General features: G+C 62.8%; 14 protein-coding genes. 8 read left to right on the top strand and 6 right to left on the bottom strand.

Annotation, left to right across the window (positions count from 1 at the left end; all coding sequences use genetic code 11):
* Positions 1-115: 115 nt before the first annotated feature.
* Together BC363_RS00815 and serB are read right to left on the bottom strand one after the other, a co-directional pair.
* A complete protein-coding gene (locus BC363_RS00815) occupies positions 116-691 on the bottom strand; it encodes a GNAT family N-acetyltransferase (RefSeq protein WP_065786844.1) in 576 nt (191 codons plus the stop codon).
* Positions 688-1,575: a phosphoserine phosphatase SerB gene (gene serB, locus BC363_RS00810; RefSeq protein WP_065786845.1), complete on the bottom strand. Its 888-nt coding sequence runs from the start codon at positions 1,573-1,575 to the stop codon at positions 688-690. The genes BC363_RS00815 and serB overlap by 4 nt, the downstream gene beginning before the upstream one ends.
* On the opposite strand from serB, the gene miaA reads away from it, so the two are divergent.
* The 3 genes from miaA to cax all read left to right on the top strand — a co-directional run bounded on the left by miaA (position 1,574) and on the right by cax (position 4,287).
* On the top strand, positions 1,574-2,485 hold the full coding sequence (miaA, locus tag BC363_RS00805) for a tRNA (adenosine(37)-N6)-dimethylallyltransferase MiaA (protein ID WP_065786846.1): 912 nt from the start codon (positions 1,574-1,576) through the stop codon (positions 2,483-2,485). The two genes, serB and miaA, sit on opposite strands and share 2 nt — an antisense overlap.
* 299 nt (positions 2,486-2,784) lie before the next feature.
* A complete protein-coding gene (locus BC363_RS00800; protein WP_202618513.1) occupies positions 2,785-3,126 on the top strand; it encodes a potassium channel family protein in 342 nt (113 codons plus the stop codon).
* Positions 3,127-3,186: 60 nt separating this feature from the next.
* Positions 3,187-4,287, top strand: a complete 1,101-nt coding sequence (gene cax, locus BC363_RS00795; RefSeq protein ID WP_065786847.1) for a calcium/proton exchanger — start codon at positions 3,187-3,189, stop codon at positions 4,285-4,287.
* Positions 4,288-4,369: 82 nt separating this feature from the next.
* Here cax and BC363_RS00790 read toward each other — a convergent pair whose 3' ends face one another.
* Both BC363_RS00790 and BC363_RS00785 read right to left on the bottom strand, forming a co-directional pair.
* Complete coding sequence (locus BC363_RS00790) at positions 4,370-5,170, bottom strand: hypothetical protein (RefSeq protein WP_065786848.1); 801 nt, start codon at positions 5,168-5,170, stop codon at positions 4,370-4,372.
* Positions 5,171-5,464: 294 nt separating this feature from the next.
* Positions 5,465-7,513, bottom strand: coding sequence for an ATP-binding protein (locus tag BC363_RS00785; protein ID WP_065786849.1), 2,049 nt, complete (start codon positions 7,511-7,513; stop codon positions 5,465-5,467).
* A 411-nt stretch (positions 7,514-7,924) separates the two neighbouring features.
* Between BC363_RS00785 and BC363_RS00780 the strand changes: the two genes are divergently transcribed.
* Positions 7,925-8,458, top strand: a complete 534-nt coding sequence (locus tag BC363_RS00780) for an SRPBCC family protein (protein WP_065786850.1) — start codon at positions 7,925-7,927, stop codon at positions 8,456-8,458.
* 142 nt (positions 8,459-8,600) lie between these two features.
* On the opposite strand, the gene BC363_RS00775 is transcribed toward BC363_RS00780, so the two are convergent.
* Positions 8,601-9,800 carry an NAD-dependent formate dehydrogenase gene (locus BC363_RS00775; protein WP_065786851.1) on the bottom strand — a complete coding sequence of 400 codons (1,200 nt, stop codon included), beginning with the start codon at positions 9,798-9,800 and terminating at the stop codon, positions 8,601-8,603.
* Positions 9,801-10,572: 772 nt separating this feature from the next.
* Between BC363_RS00775 and BC363_RS00770 the strand changes: the two genes are divergently transcribed.
* Entirely contained in the window at positions 10,573-12,351 is a 1,779-nt protein-coding gene (locus tag BC363_RS00770; RefSeq protein WP_065786852.1) for an acetolactate synthase 3 large subunit, read from the top strand.
* 22 nt (positions 12,352-12,373) lie between these two features.
* Positions 12,374-12,946 carry an acetolactate synthase small subunit gene (gene ilvN, locus BC363_RS00765; RefSeq protein WP_065786853.1) on the top strand — a complete coding sequence of 191 codons (573 nt, stop codon included), beginning with the start codon at positions 12,374-12,376 and terminating at the stop codon, positions 12,944-12,946.
* Between the two features lie 216 nt (positions 12,947-13,162).
* On the opposite strand, the gene BC363_RS00760 is transcribed toward ilvN, so the two are convergent.
* The gene (locus tag BC363_RS00760) at positions 13,163-14,008 is read right to left on the bottom strand and encodes an aldo/keto reductase (RefSeq protein ID WP_065786854.1); all 846 of its coding nucleotides are present in this window, start codon (positions 14,006-14,008) and stop codon (positions 13,163-13,165) included.
* Positions 14,009-14,298: 290 nt separating this feature from the next.
* Here BC363_RS00760 and BC363_RS00755 point away from each other — a divergent pair, with 290 nt between their 5' ends.
* Positions 14,299-14,529: a hypothetical protein gene (locus BC363_RS00755; RefSeq protein WP_065786855.1), complete on the top strand. Its 231-nt coding sequence runs from the start codon at positions 14,299-14,301 to the stop codon at positions 14,527-14,529.
* A 161-nt stretch (positions 14,530-14,690) separates the two neighbouring features.
* A complete protein-coding gene (locus BC363_RS00750) occupies positions 14,691-15,284 on the top strand; it encodes a LysE family translocator (RefSeq protein ID WP_065786856.1) in 594 nt (197 codons plus the stop codon).
* Positions 15,285-15,303: the final 19 nt, after the last annotated feature.

Raw genomic sequence — 15,303 nt, 5'->3', positions numbered from 1 at the left:
GACGCGCAAAGGTCGCTGTAGCACTTTGAATTGCTGCATGTTTTTGTCCTTGAAACGGCTACGATTCAAGGAAACATGCAGCAGCGAACTCCGCAAGCCGCAGCTTATGGCGCGATCACGCCCCGCGCTTTGCCCGCTGCGCCTGCCAGTCCGCCCTGGTCGTCGCGTAGAGCACATGGTGAACGAGCTGTGGCTTGTCGGCGGGAATGCGCGGGTGGTTGAAGTCGCGTGTCGGGTCCCGGTGCATTCCGAGGCGGGCCATGACGGCGGTCGAGCGGATGTTTTCGGGGATGGCGAAGGAGACGATTTCGCGAAGACCCTGCTCCTCGAAGCCGTAGCGCAGGAGATCGCGCGCGGCCTCGCTGATATAGCCCTTGCCCCAGAAGGGTAGCGCGAGCCGCCAGCCGATCTCGACGGTGCCTTTCGGCAGACAGGGTTCAAGGTCGGTATAGGCGAGGCCGCAGAAGCCGATGGGGCGGTCGTCGGCCTTGAGCGCCACCGCAAAGAAGCCGAGCCCGGTTTCGGCAATGCCGCGGCCGACGCGGTCGAACAGCGCGTCGGATTCCTCCCGGCTGCGGCGATGGGGGAAGAATTCCATCACCTTGGGATCGCTGTTGATCTCGAAGAAGAGATCACGGTCGCTTTCCTTCCAGGCGCGGATGCGCAGCCGTTCGGTCTCGGAAACGATCATCTGATGAAATCGGTCTTTCGATAGCCCTGCAGATAGAGAAGGGCCGTGAGGTCGCCATGGTCGATGCGGACCTTCGCCTGCTCGGCGACCACGGGCTTGGCGTGCAGCGCGACGCCGGTGCCGGCCAGCTGCAGCATGCCAAGGTCGTTGGCGCCGTCGCCGACGGCAAGCGCTTCGTCGGTCGAGATACCAAGCCGGCCGGCAATGTCAAGGAGGGCGTCGACCTTGGCCTGCTTGCCGAGGATCGGTTCGGCGACCTCGCCGGTCAGCGTGCCGTCCTTCTCGATCAGCGTATTGGCGCGGTTCTCCTGGAAACCGAGCATGTCTGCGACCGGGCCGGTAAACACGGTGAAGCCGCCGGATACGAGCGCGGTGTAGTAGCCCTTCGCCTTCATGGTGGCGATCAGCTCAGGGCCGCCCGGCGTCAGCGTGATGCGCCTGGCGATGACATCGCCGACGACGCTCGAGGGCAGGCCCTTCAGAAGCGCGACGCGCTCGATCAGCGCCGGCTCGAAGGCGATCTCGCCGTTCATGGCGCGCGCGGTAATGGCGGCGACCTTGTCCTTGAGCCCGACTTCGGCGGCAAGTTCGTCGATGCATTCCTGGCCGATCATGGTGGAATCCATGTCGGCGATCAGAAGCTTCTTGCGCCTGGTGTCGGTGTCCTGGACGGCGACATCGACGGCCAAGCCGCTGAGGGCGCCGCGCAGCGCCGCCTCGGCGGCAAAGGGATCTGTGCCGTCGGTGAGCGCGAGGTCGCAGGCGATGCCATCGGCAAGCCAATAGAGACCGGATGCCTTGACGGCGTCAGCGGCGGCTTCCGCGAGCGCTGGCGTCAGAACAGGATTTGACGGATTGGCGATAAGCGTGGCAACGAGAGCCATGGACAACAACCTTGAAACCGATACGGACGCGATCCTGATAACCGGGCCGACCGCCAGCGGCAAGTCCGCGCTTGCGGTCGAATTGGCGCGCCGGCATGGCGGCGTCGTCATCAACGCCGACAGCATGCAGGTCTACGACACGTTGCGGGTGCTGACGGCGCGCCCCGACGAGGCCGACATGGGCGGTGTCGAGCACTGTCTTTACGGCCATGTGCCGGCCGGCGAGGCCTATTCGACCGGGGGATGGCTGCGCGAGGCCGAGGCGCTGGTCGGCGCGCTGCGCAAGGACGGTCGCCTGCCGGTCTTCGTCGGCGGCACTGGGCTCTATTTCAAGGCGCTGACCGGTGGGCTTGCCGACATGCCCGAAATTCCAGCCGCCATTCGCGACGGGCTGCGCGAGCGGCTGAGGCAAGAGGGGCCGGAAGGGCTCCATGCCGAGCTTGCCGTGCGCGATCCGCAGACGGCAGGCACGCTGAAGGTCGGCGACGGCCAGCGTATCGTGCGTGCGCTCGAAGTGGTGGAGGCGACCGGCCAGTCGATCCGCGTCTACCAGCAGAAAAGCGGCCCTCAGATCATCGATCCGCAGCGGGCGCGAAAGCTGGTAGTGCTACCGGGTCGCAAGGTGCTGCACGACCGCATCAACCGCCGCTTCGGCTTGATGCTGTCAGGCGGGGCGATCGGCGAGGTGCGCGCGCTCTTGGCGCTGAACCTCAATCAGGACATGCCGGTGATGAAGGCGATCGGCGTTGCCCAAATTGCAGCACTCCTGCGCGGCGAGATTGATGAGGCCGAGGTGGTCGAGACCGGCTCTGCGGCAACCCGGCAATATGCCAAGCGGCAGATGACCTGGTTCCGCAACCAGCTCGACGATAGCTGGCAGCGCATCGAGAGTGCTGCCGAGGCAATGTGAGCTCTGCCAGATGTGATCGTCTCACGATGACAGAATCCATAGGTCGTTACCGTTACCGAGTTGACATTTATCCACATTAGATCACCCTAAATTGTATATGGACTGCAGCGGTAATCTGGTCGTCGGCATAAGTTGGAAATGTCTTTCAGACGGTCATCCTACAGCGCCGCGCGTCTTATCAGACGCGCAAAGGTCGCTGTAGCACTTTGAATTGCTGCATGTTTTTGTCCTTAAAGCGGATACGATTTAAGGAGACATGCAGTAGGGATAGCCGGCTTTCGTTTCTCGGGCAGGGTCCGATGGGGTCTAAGCACATAAGACGGATCTTCTTTATCGCGCTCTATCGACAGCTTGGCGTTGTCTGGCCAATCCTGTCCGGCGTTCTTTGCATCATGGTTGGGTGCGGCCTCTTGATTGGGCGGATAGAGGGATGGCGGATGACCGACACCCTGTATTTCACCTTCGTCACTGGTCTGACCATCGGTTACGGCGATCTGGTGCCGAGCCATGCTTCTTCGCGCGTGCTGGCCGTCATGATCGGTCTTACGGGGATTGTGCTCACTGGCCTTGTTGCAGCCGTCAGTGTCCAGGCGCTGAGGGCCACGGCGAATGGTCGCAGCGAGCGAGAGCCGCTAGACTGAGCCTTGTTCACTGTCGCCGTCCGCCGTCCGGTCGAGAAGCCTCGATGAGTTGGGGGTGTCATGAGTCAGCTTTGGAAAGAAATTCGGCACACTCCGGTTCTCTGGTTCCTGGTCCTGGCGCCGCTGGTGCTTGTGGCGCACAGCGCCGCACCCGATGCGCACACGCTGCTTTTTTTGCTTTCGGTCTTGGCGATCGTTCCATTGGCAACCTTGTTGAGCCATGCCACCGAAGCCGTCGCCGCCAGGACCGGCGACACGGTTGGCAGCCTTCTCAACGCGACGCTCGGCAATCTGACCGAGCTTATCATTGCGCTGGCCGCCTTGCGGCTTGGTCAATACACGCTGGTGAAGGCCTCATTGGCCGGCGCTATCGTTTGCAACACGCTTTTCATGCTCGGTGCTTCATTCCTGCTCGGCGGCCTGAAATATCACGTTCAGGACTACAATCACGTCAGCGCTCGGCTGCAAACGAACCTGCTCTTCCTGGCAACGATCGCACTGATCGTACCGTCGGCATTGGCGGGGGCCGACAGTGTCGCGGCAGCACCCGACTTCATGCAAGAACTGAGCTTCGGTCTGGCGATCCTTCTGATCATCGCCTATGGGCTGGGTCTGCTCTTCTCCCTGAAGAGCCATCGCGAATTCTTCGGCAGCGTAGACCACGCCGCCGCCTCGGATGAGGCTCCATGGCCGTTGAGTGTGGCCCTTGCAACGCTGGCCGCCGTGACGGTCATGGTCGCCCTGGTCAGCGAAGTGTTCGTGGAATCGGTGCAGCAGGCGGCAGAGACGTTCGGAATGACGCCCGCATTCGTTGGTTTTATCGTCGTGGCACTGGTGGGAGCGGCCGCGGAAATGGCTTCGGCATTTTCAGGTGCTCGCAAAAACCGGCTGGACTTGAGCGTGGGCATTGCGCTCGGCAGCGCGGCCCAGATCGCCCTTTTCGTTGCTCCCGTTCTCGTGCTGTTGAGTTACGTTGTCGGCCCAACGCCGATGGACCTGCAGTTTTGGCCGGGCGCGGTGATCATGGTGCTCATCGCCACGATGACGGCCATCATCGTCACGATCAGCGGCCGTGCCGCCTGGTTTGTGGGCGTGCTGATGTTGATGGTCTATCTGATCTTCGCCATGACGCTCTACCTGCTGCCGCCCAAGCTTTTGTGAGCTCGCGCACAGGCACGCATTCCGACGACAGACGCGGCTGCCGACGACAGACGCGGCGTTGCAGCGCGGCCGATCTCTGGCGTCATTCAGGAAACAGGAAGGTCAGCGTCATCCGGACGCCCAGGCCCTCGGGGCCGTTGTCGGGTGCTGCTGCCCAATAGCGCAACCCGGCGCCAAGGCTGATCGGCTGCTTGTCGATCGTGATCAGCTTGGAGATGTTGACGTTGATCGGAACGCTCCACTCGTCGGCCTTCCAGTCATAGGTGGATTCGGTGTTGAGCGAGAAAGTCCAGGCATCCTTCGTCGTGTAGGACAGGAACGGCTGCAGGAAGGTGGAGCTGATGTCGTTGCGCTCGTCGCTGCCGGCAAACGACCAGATATGATTGGCGAGCGCCCCATAGGTCCATTCGCCCTCCTGCTTGAGCACGACGACGGTCGGGCCGATGCCCCATTTTTCGCTGCCGAGCAGATCGTCGGTCGCCGTCGGGATCAGGAAGGCCGGGCCCGCGCCCCAGATGATACCGCTTTCCGTCGGCCTGGCGGGCGAGAGGAAGAAGCTCTGCGTCGTGTCGCCCAGGCCGAACTGCGAGCCGCTCGGTCCCTCGATGTCGTTCTGCGAGGTCACCGGCAGAATGGTTCGCGAAATCACGGTCCAGTCGGCGTTCAGCGAGAAGGGAATGACCGGCTGGATATTGAGCGTCGATTTGCTGCCGTCGCTCGATCCATAGCCGCGGTCATAGTTGAACTGGAAGGGAACGCTGATCATCGAGGCGACGGGGTTCGACAGCTTCTTGGCCAGTTCCTGGTTCGAATCCTGCGCCTGCGCCGTCGTCGCGAAGATTGCAGACAAGGCTACAGCGCATCTCAACCCGGCGTGTCGCATGTTTGATCCCCTCAGTCGGCTTTCATGCACCGACTCCGTGCACCCCGGCCGTGATTCTATGCCATCAGTTTGGGCGCGTAGCGGCAATTTAGCAATGCCAAGAAACCGTGGGTTAAACCGGAGGTGGAAGGATGGCGCGGTCCGCCTGTTTGCTCAGGCAGATTGATTTGCAGGAGATGCCAAAGCGACCCTTGACCCGGGTGAAGCGTCCCTGTCGCCGGTTATCCGACCGGCAAAGTTCGGGGCCGCCTTCAAGGCGCTGCCGGGCCTGCGCTGCCAAGGCGCACGCGCGCCTCAGGGCTTGCGAATGATGCTGCCGAGCGGCCGCTTGAGCAGGCTGTCACGCAGGGAACCTTCGCGTCGCGGTTCGGCAGCGGGGCGGGCAGGATAGGGATCGGCCGGTGGCTGTGGGCGATGGCCGGCCGTCGGCTCCGGTGTTTCGGTCAGAAGCTGCTGGCGGATCTGGTTGAAGCGCTCGAGCTGCGGATTGCTGGGCTCGGGTGCGCGCGGCAGCATATCGAGGCGGTAGGGCTCGATCTCGGCTGTGGCTTCGTCGAACCTGGCATCCTCGGGCTCGTCGCGCGCCTCGGGGCCGAGTTCGGTGGCCCAGAGCCGCTCTTCCTGTTCGCCGGCGTTGGTTGCCGCCAGATAGCTCTGTTGAAAATTCGAGATGTTCGGGCCGGCGATTGCCCGCATGCGGTTGACGATCGAGCGGATGTCGACGGTCGGCGGCGCGTCCTCGTCGATCCGGTCGGTGATGCCGTGGGCGCGGGGCAGCCGCTCCTCGTTGACGCGGGTAAAGCGCATGCGCATCGGCACGGCGACTGCCTCGCCGAAGGCAATGGCTTCGCCGTTGCCGATCGACGAGATGAAGCTGGTGGTCGAGGTCGACGAATTGGGGATGGCCGAGCGGATGATGTCCTGGTCGCGGTCATTGGCCAGCCGCATGGCAAAGACCGTCGAGCACTGCGACAGGATCGTCGGATCGAGTTCGCCTGGACGCTGGGTGATGATGCCGAGCGAGACCCCGTATTTGCGGCCTTCCTTGGCAATGCGGGCAATCGCCTGGCGCGTCGGCAGGAAGCCGAGCGAGGGATCGGCGGGCACATAGCGGTGGGCCTCTTCGCAGACGACCAGCATATGGATGCCGCCATTGCTCCAAAGGCCGATTTCGAATGCCATGCGGCAGAGAACCGAGGCGACGGAGTTGACGACTTCCGACGGGATGCCGGCAAGCTGGAACGTGGCGATCGGCCGGCCTTCGCCGGGGATGCGGAAGACCTTGGCGATCGTGTCCTGGATCGTGTCGGAGATCGTGTTCGACGAGAACATGAAATGGTAGCGCGGATCGTTGATCGCCGAGACGATCCTGACCTTGAGCGAGCGCAGGTGCGGCTTGTCGTTTCGCCCTTCGAGCCGGCCGATGCGCTCGTCGATCAGCGCCAAGAGGTCGGCGATGCGATAGGGCACCGGCGTATCGGCGGTAATCGAGCTTTTTTCCGTCTGGCGCCGCACGAGGCCGGACTCGGCGCTGCCCTTGAACGCTTTCTTTGCGTCGGGAATGACGTCGCGCAGGATATCGAGCTCTTCGGGGATCGCGGGCCGGCCGCGGAAGATCACCTCGGCGAACTCTTCCAGGCGGAAGAACCAGAAGGGCAGGTCGAGCGTATCGGGGTCGATGACGACTGAGAGCTCCGGGAAGGCGGCGGCGAATTCGTTGTGCGGATCGAGGATCAGCACGCGCAGTTTCGGATCGGCGGCAATCGCCTTGTTCAGCAGCAGCGTCACGGCGGTCGACTTGCCGACGCCTGTCGTGCCGACGATGGCAAAATGCTTGGCCAGCATCGACGGCACGTGGATCGTCGCATCGAGGCTCTCGTCCTGGGTCAGCTTGCCGATGATGCAGCAATCATCCTGGCCGGAATCGTAGATGCGGGCGAGATCGGCGGCACGAATGCGGTGGGCGACGGCGCCGAGATAGGGGTATTGGCTGATGCCGGCGGAAAACTCCTCGCGGCCGCCGGGGCCGACATGGACTTCGCCCATCAGCTCGACCTCGATGCGGAAGGTGTTGTTGGTCTCTTCGCCCCATTCGCTGCTGGCCGTCTGCATGGAATAGACCAGCGCGACGACGCGGTTCTTTCCGACCGTGATCGAGATCAGCCGGCCGACCGACCAGAGTTCCGTCAGCGAGGTCTCGCCGTTTTCGGCGACGGCGGCGATGGTTGCGCGCGAGCCGCTGCAGGCGACGACGCGCCCGAGAAAGCGGTTGCCTCGCTTCAAGCCGTCACGGCGATCCTGCTCTCCGGCACGGATCGAGGAATGAAGATCATTGTTCAGCAACGCAAAACCCCGGCACAACGGTTCTCCATGTTAGCGCCGGGGATTTAACAAGTGGTTTCGTGCATTTGCGCGCCGGTGGAGAGGGGGGCGATCAATCATTCAACCAAACGGTTGACTATCTGGTTGCGCGAGCGTACATTCAACCAACTGGTTGAATTATAGGTGCCTGAGATGATGTTCGTCTTTCACCCCGATCACCTGCCGAATGCCCACGAACGCTTCTGGACCAGCCGTCTCGACCGGCTCGAAAGCGCATTGCGCCAGCATGTGCGTCCATCCGCAGAAAGCCATGGCCCGATCGGCCGTGGACAGACCGGCTCACCGCCAATCGAAACTCAGCCGGCCGAACCCGGCCCGCTGAACCCAAGCCCGACAAACCCAAGCCCCGCAAACCCAAAAAGGAGACGACCGATGAACGATCTCGCGAGCCTCGACGCCTATGGCGTGCTGAGCGAACCTGACACCTTGAAGCTGACGCGGCTCCTGCCGGGCCCGATCGAGCGGGTCTGGGCCTATCTGACCGAAAGCGACCTGCGCAAGCAGTGGTTGGCGTCCGGGCAGATGCAGATGAAGGTCGGCGCGCCGGTGGAACTCGTGTGGCGGAACGACGAGCTCAGCAACCCGCCTGGCGAGCGCCCGGCCGGCTTCCCGGAAGAACACCGGATGGCAAGCCAAATCACCGAACTCGACCCGCCGCGAAAACTCTCCATAAGCTGGGCCGGCAGCGGCGACGTTTCCTTCGAGCTCGCGCCGGTGGGCAACAAAGTGCTCTTGACCGTGACCCATCGCAGCATTGCCGATCGTGCCACCATGCTGATGTTCGGTGCCGGCTGGCACATGCATCTCGACGTTCTGGCTGCTCGTGCCAACGGCGAGGAACCGCAACCTTTCTGGGACGGCTGGAGCCGGCTGATGAAGGACTACGAGGAGCGCCTTCCGGCCTGAGGAGGGGCGCCCGGTCACAACAGGCGTGTGGCACCGGCGTCTCCGGCGCCATGACCATCGGCTTTGTTTCCATGGCGATGGCAAGCATGGCCTGGTGCAGCCTGTCGGACCGGCTGGGAGCGCCCAAGACAACCGGCCGCTCTCAGCCCTTGAAGCGCTCCGCCTCTTCAGACCCTCGCGTCGCATCGCCCGCGCTATAGGAGTGCGCGCCGGTGCCGGCGAGCTTGCCGCCGGCGACGATCAGATAGTCCTCGCGGATCGGCCTGCCTTCGAACCAGCATTCCAGGATCTCCCGCGTGCCTGCGGCGTAACGCGCCTGGGCGGACAGCGACGATCCCGAAATATGGGGCGTCATGCCGTGGTGCGGCATCGACCGCCAGGCATGGTCCTTCGGCGGTGGCTGCGGGAACCACACGTCACCGGCATAGCCGGCAAGTTGGCCGGTCTCGAGTGCCCGCGCGACGGCGTCGCGGTTGCAGATCTTGCCGCGAGCCGTGTTCACCAGATAGGCACCGCGCTTCATCCTGGCGATCATCGCTTCGTCGAAGAGGTCTTCCGTCTCCGGGTGGAGCGGCGCGTTGATGGTGACGACATCGCAGACGGGCACCATCTCCGCCGCCGTCTTGTGGAAGACAACGCCGAGTTCCTTCTCGACCGCGTCGGGCAGCCGGTGGCGGTCGGTATAATGCAGCTTGACGTCGAACGGCTTCAGCCGGCGAAGCACGGCGCTGCCGATCCGCCCGGCACCGACCGTGCCGATCTCCATGCCCTCGATGTCATAGGAGCGGGCGACGCAATCGGCGATGTTCCAGCCGCCTTTGACGACCCATTGGTAGGAGGGGATATAGTTGCGCGCCAGGCTGAGGATCATCATGACCACGTGTTCGGACACGCTGATCGAGTTGCAGTAGGTCACTTCCGCGACGGTGATGCCGCGGTCGATCGCGGCCTGGAGATCGACGTGATCCGAGCCGATGCCGGCGGTGATCGCGAGTTTCAGCTTGCTCGCCTTGGCGATCCTTTCGGCGGTCAGGTAGGCCGGCCAGAAGGGTTGCGAGATCACGATCTCGGCGTCGACGAGCTCGCGTTCGAAGACGCTGTCGGGACCGTCCTTGTCGGCGGTGACGACCAGGCTGTGTCCCAGGCTTTCGAGAAACGGCCTCAGGCCCAGTTCACCGGAGACGCTGCCCAGCAGAGTTCCCGGCTGAAAATCGATGGCCTTGGGCGTGGGAAGCGCCTGGCCGCCGGGGTAGCGCTCGAGTTTCGGCAGCCCATCCCGCGCGTAACTTGTGGGATATCCCTCGACCGGATCGTCGTAGAGGACGCAAACGACCTTTGCCATTTCCATCTCCCTTCATCGAGAAAACGAAGAGGAGGCCCTCGACACTCTCAACGCTGCCGGTCACCGCGGACGAACAGCAGGGCGATGTGCTCTGTTGAAATATCTGTGGCCAGCAGGTCGCTGTAACGTTTGGCTTTCTGCATGTCCTTCGATCGATGCCCGTTTCGGGATGATGCAGCAGGGCTCCCATGTTCGTAGCGTTGGCAACATTCTTAGATCACGATGATCTTGGGTCGGATCGACCCAAGATCATAAACGTGATCGCTTCTCATAAGTTCGAGCGGGATGCGGGCGGAAAACCGCATACACTTTTCCTCATCCCGCTCTACAGCGCCGCGCGTCTTATCAGACGCGTAAAGGTCGCTGTAGCACTTTGAAGTGCTGCATGTTTCCTTAAATCCGGTACGATTTAAGGAAACATGCAGTAAGGAAAGTGGAGGAGCCGCGCAAGGTTTCAAGTGGCGCGGCCCGACGCTGCGTGCGAACAGACGTCGCAGGCGCGCGCATCCCGACGATGCACGCTCGCTTCGGCGCCGGGTGCCGTCATGCGCGGCGGTTCCGAAAAGGCGTTGACGCTCCCGGCTTTTGTGTTTATCAAATCGTCCCATGATAAATTTTGCGGTTATTCTTGTGGTGGGACGGCGCATGGGCAGGATGGTGTAACCATCCGGCGGTAGCCACCCATGCGCTAAACGAGGCTCCTGACGGGGCCTTTTTTTATGCCTCCAAACAAGCTAAGCACCCAACTGGGAAAAGGGACGGAAGCAAGTCAATGAGCGGTACAGAGAACCAGATGACAGGCGCGGAGATCGTTCTCCAGGCACTGAGGGACAACGGCGTCGAGCATATCTTCGGCTATCCCGGTGGCGCCGTGCTTCCGATCTACGACGAGATCCACCAGCAGGAGGATATCCAGCACATCCTCGTTCGCCACGAGCAGGGCGCCGGCCACATGGCCGAAGGTTATGCCCGCTCCACCGGCAAGGTCGGCGTCATGCTGGTTACCTCCGGTCCCGGTGCGACCAATGCGGTCACGCCGCTGCAGGACGCACTGATGGATTCCATCCCGCTCGTCTGCATCTCCGGCCAGGTTCCGACCTCGCTGATCGGCTCGGATGCTTTCCAGGAATGCGACACGATCGGCATCACCCGGCCGTGCACCAAGCACAACTGGCTGGTTCGCGACGTCAACGATCTCGCCCGCATCATCCATGAGGCGTTCCGCATCGCCCAGTCCGGCCGTCCGGGCCCGGTCGTTGTCGACATCCCGAAGGACGTGCAGTTTGCGACCGGCACCTACACGCCGCCGTCCGCCGTTCCGGCCCAGACGAGCTACCAGCCGAAGACGCAGGGCGACCTGAAGAAGATCGAGGAAGCCGTCGAACTGATGAAGACGGCCCGCCGTCCGATCATCTATTCCGGCGGCGGTGTCGTCAATTCCGGCCCGCAAGCCTCGCACCTGCTGCGCGAACTGGTCGAGCTCACCGACTTCCCGATCACCTCGACGCTGATGGGGTTGGGCGCCTATCCGGCCTCCGGCAAGAACTGGCTCGGCATGCTGGGCATGCACGGCACCTACGAAGCCAATATGGCGATGCATGACTGCGACGTCATGGTCTGCATCGGCGCGCGCTTCGACGACCGCATCACCGGCCGCCTCAACGCCTTTTCGCCCAACTCCAAGAAGATCCACATCGACATCGATCCGTCATCGATCAACAAGAACGTTCGCGTCGACGTGCCGATCCTCGGCGATGTCGGCTCGGTTCTGGAAGACATGGTTCGGCTGTGGCGCGCGGCCAAGAAGGCCGACGACAAGACGCGGCTGGCCGATTGGTGGGAAGGCATCGTCAAGTGGCGTGCGCGCAACTCGCTGGCCTATGCGGCCAACGACGACGTCATCATGCCGCAATACGCGATCCAGCGGCTCTATGAGCTGAGCAAGGGCCGCGATACCTACATCACCACCGAGGTCGGCCAGCATCAGATGTGGGCCGCCCAGTTCTTCGGCTTCGAGCAGCCGAACCGCTGGATGACCTCGGGTGGTCTCGGCACCATGGGTTACGGTTTCCCGGCCGCCATCGGCGTCCAGGTCGCCCATCCCGACGCCCTCGTCGTCGACATCGCCGGCGACGCCTCGATCCAGATGTGCATCCAGGAAATGTCCTGCGCGGTTCAGTACGGCCTGCCGGTCAAGATCTTCATCCTCAACAATCAGTACATGGGCATGGTGCGCCAGTGGCAGCAGCTGCTGCACGGCAACCGCCTGTCGCACTCCTACACCGAGGCGATGCCTGATTTCGTCAAGCTGGCCGAAGCCTATGGCGGCGTCGGCATCCGCTGCGACAAGCCGGGCGAACTCGACGCTGCGATCCGCCAGATGATCGACACGCCGGCACCCGTCATCTTCGATTGCCGCGTTGCCAACCTCGCCAACTGCTTCCCGATGATCCCATCGGGCAAGGCCCACAACGAGATGCTGTTGCCGGACGAAGCCACCGACGAAGCGGTCGCCAACGCGATCGACGCCAAGGGCCGCCAGCTGGTTTGAGATAGGGACAGGAAACAAGACAATGAGCGCACACCTTCAACCGACCGGTTCCGCCTATTTCATCGCCAAGGAAACCGAGGTCGCCGAAACGCATACGCTTTCGGTTCTCGTCGACAACGAACCGGGCGTTCTCGCCCGGGTCATCGGCCTGTTTTCCGGCCGCGGCTACAACATCGAGAGCCTGACCGTTTCGGAAACGGAACATGAGGCGCATCTCTCGCGCATCACCATCGTCACGCGCGGCACGCCGCACGTGCTCGACCAGATCAAGAACCAACTCGAGCGGCTGGTTCCGGTGCACCGCGTCGTCGATCTGACCGTGCGCGCCGGCACGCTTGGCCACGACCGCCCGGTCGAGCGCGAACTGGCGCTCGTCAAGGTGCATGGCTCGGGCGACCATCGTGTCGAGGCCCTACGGTTGGCCGATGCCTTCCGCGCCTCGGTCATCGATGCCAATATCGATCACTTCGTGTTCGAGATCACCGGCAAGCCCTCGAAGATCGAACAGTTCATCGCCATCATGAAGCCGCTCGGCCTCATCGAAGTCTGCCGCACCGGCATCGCCGCGATGAACCGCGGGCCGCAGGGCATGTGATTTTCGGTCAGCGGGTAGGGGGTGACCTTTATCTGAGCCAGGCGGGTGGGGGTGCGCCTCCCCCCAGCCCTCTCCCCGCAAGCGGGGAGAGGGGGTAGCGACCTCGAGTTTGCCGCGTCTATCCTTCTCCCCGCAGGCGGGGAGAAGGTGGCCGGCAGGCCGGATGAGGGGCGGGCGGAGCCCTGACTGCAGCCGTCGATTTTTCTGCTTTTCTCCTCAAATCATCTCCAACGACCGCTTGCGCTTCGGCGGCGGGAAGGCGTTGTCGAGGGCGGTGAGGTTTTCAGGCGTCAGGTGGATGTCCATCGCGTCGCGGTTTTCGCGGGCGCGTGTCGCCGATCCGGTCTTGGGGATCGAGATCACGCCGGGGCGGGTTTTGAGGAAGGCGAGCGCGATCTGCGCCGGGGTTGCCTGATGCGCTTTTGCGATGTGGACCAGGTCCGGATTGCGCAGCAATCGACCCTCGTCGAGCGGCGAGTAGGCCATGATCGCGACGCCGCGCTTTTGGCACCAGGGCAGGAGATCGTATTCGATGCCGCGGCGACAGAGGTTGTAGAGCACCTGGTTGGCGGCGACGTGTCTGCCGCCAGGAACCGCCAGTAACTCTTCCATGTCGTCGACATCGAAGTTGGAAACGCCCCAGGCGCCGATCTTGCCGGCCTTCTTCAACGCTTCGAATGCGGCCACCGTTTCGGCGAGCGGATAGCCGCCGCGCCAATGCAGCAGATAGAGATCGATATGGTCGATGCCGAGATGTTTCAGGCTGCGCTCGCAGGCGGCCTCGGTGCCGATCCGGCTGGCGTTGGACGGCAGCACCTTGCTGACGATGAAGGCGTCGTCGCGCCGGCCGCGCACGGCTTCGCCGACGATGTGCTCCGAGGCGCCGTTTCCGTACATTTCGGCGGTGTCGATCAGCGTCATGCCGAGGTCGAGCCCGGCCTGCAGGCTCTTCACCTCGTCTGCGGCGCGCGAACGTTCGTCGCCCATGCGCCAGGTGCCCTGGCCGAGAACCGGGACGGAGCGTCCGTCGGGCAGGGTGGTCGTCGGTATCGGATCATGCATCGCGGACTTCCTCGTAAACGACCGATCGAGACGGCTCGAACCGGAATCGGCCGGGCCTCCTGCAATTTAGACCGCTCGCTGGATTTGGCCAGTTTGTTGCGATCGTCCGCCATGATGCGGCGTCAACAAATTCCTAACCATGGCCGGCTTCTCCACCGACACCGGCGCCGAAATACGGCAGATGCCGTATGTCACGTCCCCCCCCCTCGGAGCGTACACCGCGACGTGGTGTCTACAACCGTGGCACGCTGCTCGCGAGCGAGCATTCTCGATGAACCGAGGAGATGGAAATGAACAAGGTGATCATAGCAGCGTTGACGTCGATCGCACTGGCGGGATCGGCGCTGGCCGCAACGTCCCCGTCCGTGTCGTTCAACGACACGGACGTTGTCGTAAATCAGGGCAAGTCACAAGCGGTCGAAGTCGCCGACGGAAACAGGAAGCCGGGGGGAAACTTCTACACGCGTGAGCGGCAGGACAAGAGCCCGAATAGGCAACCGGCTGGTAAGAAGATGCTTTGATGGCGCTGCCCCTCGCGACCTGCTTGCCAAGGTGCGGGGGGTATTCGCTCCTGTTTAACTCTATCGGGCTCGTGGTTGCCTGATGTTGTCACCGTGACAATTCCGGGCTGGTTGCGGGAATTAGGTCAGCTATGTTGACCTAATTCAATCGGAGGAAGACCATGCAAGCCGACACACTCCTGGCGCTGTTTCTGTTCGCGTTCACGACGTCGATCACACCGGGACCGAACAACATGATGCTCTTTGCCTCGGGCGTGAATTTCGGCTTTACGCGGACCATCCCGCATATGCTCGGCATCGGTGCCGGCTTCTTCGTGCTGCTGATCGCCGTCGGCTTCGGCCTCGGGGCGCTCTTGCATTCCGTTCCGCTTCTCTACACCGCGCTGAAGTTTGCCGGCGGCGCCTATCTCGTCTGGATCGCCTGGAAGATCGGCACCTCGCGCTCGCTTGGCGAAGGCACGGCCGGTGCGAGCCCGATGACCTTCCTGCAGGCGGCCGCCTTCCAATGGGTCAACCCGAAGGCCTGGGTCATGGCCGTCTCGGCGATGGCGACCTATACCGATAGCGCAAGCTATCTCTTCAGCGTTCTCGTCGTCGGACTCGTCTTCGCGCTCGTCAACTTCCCGAGCGTTTCGACCTGGGCCGGCTTCGGCTCGGTCCTGCGCCAATGGCTGTCGGAGCCGGCACGGCTCAAATGGTTCAATATCACCATGGCGGTGCTGCTCGTCGTCAGCCTCTGGCCGATGCTAAAATAGCGAAAACGATTCCGGTTTT

This window comes from Ensifer sp. LC384, assembly GCF_001695865.1.
GTDB lineage: Bacteria > Pseudomonadota > Alphaproteobacteria > Rhizobiales > Rhizobiaceae > Ensifer.
This window is presented reverse-complemented; position numbering and strand designations above follow the sequence as displayed.

What these genes read in the sequence shown, in the direction of transcription:
- BC363_RS00815 (WP_065786844.1), bottom strand. Translation starts at nt 691, where the DNA reads ATGATCGTTTCCGAGACCGAACGGCTGCGCATCCGCGCCTGGAAGGAA.
- miaA (WP_065786846.1), top strand. Translation starts at nt 1,574, where the DNA reads ATGGACAACAACCTTGAAACCGATACGGACGCGATCCTGATAACCGGG.
- serB (WP_065786845.1), bottom strand. Translation starts at nt 1,575, where the DNA reads ATGGCTCTCGTTGCCACGCTTATCGCCAATCCGTCAAATCCTGTTCTG.
- BC363_RS00800 (WP_202618513.1), top strand. Translation starts at nt 2,785, where the DNA reads ATGGGGTCTAAGCACATAAGACGGATCTTCTTTATCGCGCTCTATCGA.
- cax (WP_065786847.1), top strand. Translation starts at nt 3,187, where the DNA reads ATGAGTCAGCTTTGGAAAGAAATTCGGCACACTCCGGTTCTCTGGTTC.
- BC363_RS00790 (WP_065786848.1), bottom strand. Translation starts at nt 5,170, where the DNA reads ATGCGACACGCCGGGTTGAGATGCGCTGTAGCCTTGTCTGCAATCTTC.
- BC363_RS00780 (WP_065786850.1), top strand. Translation starts at nt 7,925, where the DNA reads ATGAACGATCTCGCGAGCCTCGACGCCTATGGCGTGCTGAGCGAACCT.
- BC363_RS00775 (WP_065786851.1), bottom strand. Translation starts at nt 9,800, where the DNA reads ATGGCAAAGGTCGTTTGCGTCCTCTACGACGATCCGGTCGAGGGATAT.
- BC363_RS00770 (WP_065786852.1), top strand. Translation starts at nt 10,573, where the DNA reads ATGAGCGGTACAGAGAACCAGATGACAGGCGCGGAGATCGTTCTCCAG.
- ilvN (WP_065786853.1), top strand. Translation starts at nt 12,374, where the DNA reads ATGAGCGCACACCTTCAACCGACCGGTTCCGCCTATTTCATCGCCAAG.
- BC363_RS00760 (WP_065786854.1), bottom strand. Translation starts at nt 14,008, where the DNA reads ATGCATGATCCGATACCGACGACCACCCTGCCCGACGGACGCTCCGTC.
- BC363_RS00755 (WP_065786855.1), top strand. Translation starts at nt 14,299, where the DNA reads ATGAACAAGGTGATCATAGCAGCGTTGACGTCGATCGCACTGGCGGGA.
- BC363_RS00750 (WP_065786856.1), top strand. Translation starts at nt 14,691, where the DNA reads ATGCAAGCCGACACACTCCTGGCGCTGTTTCTGTTCGCGTTCACGACG.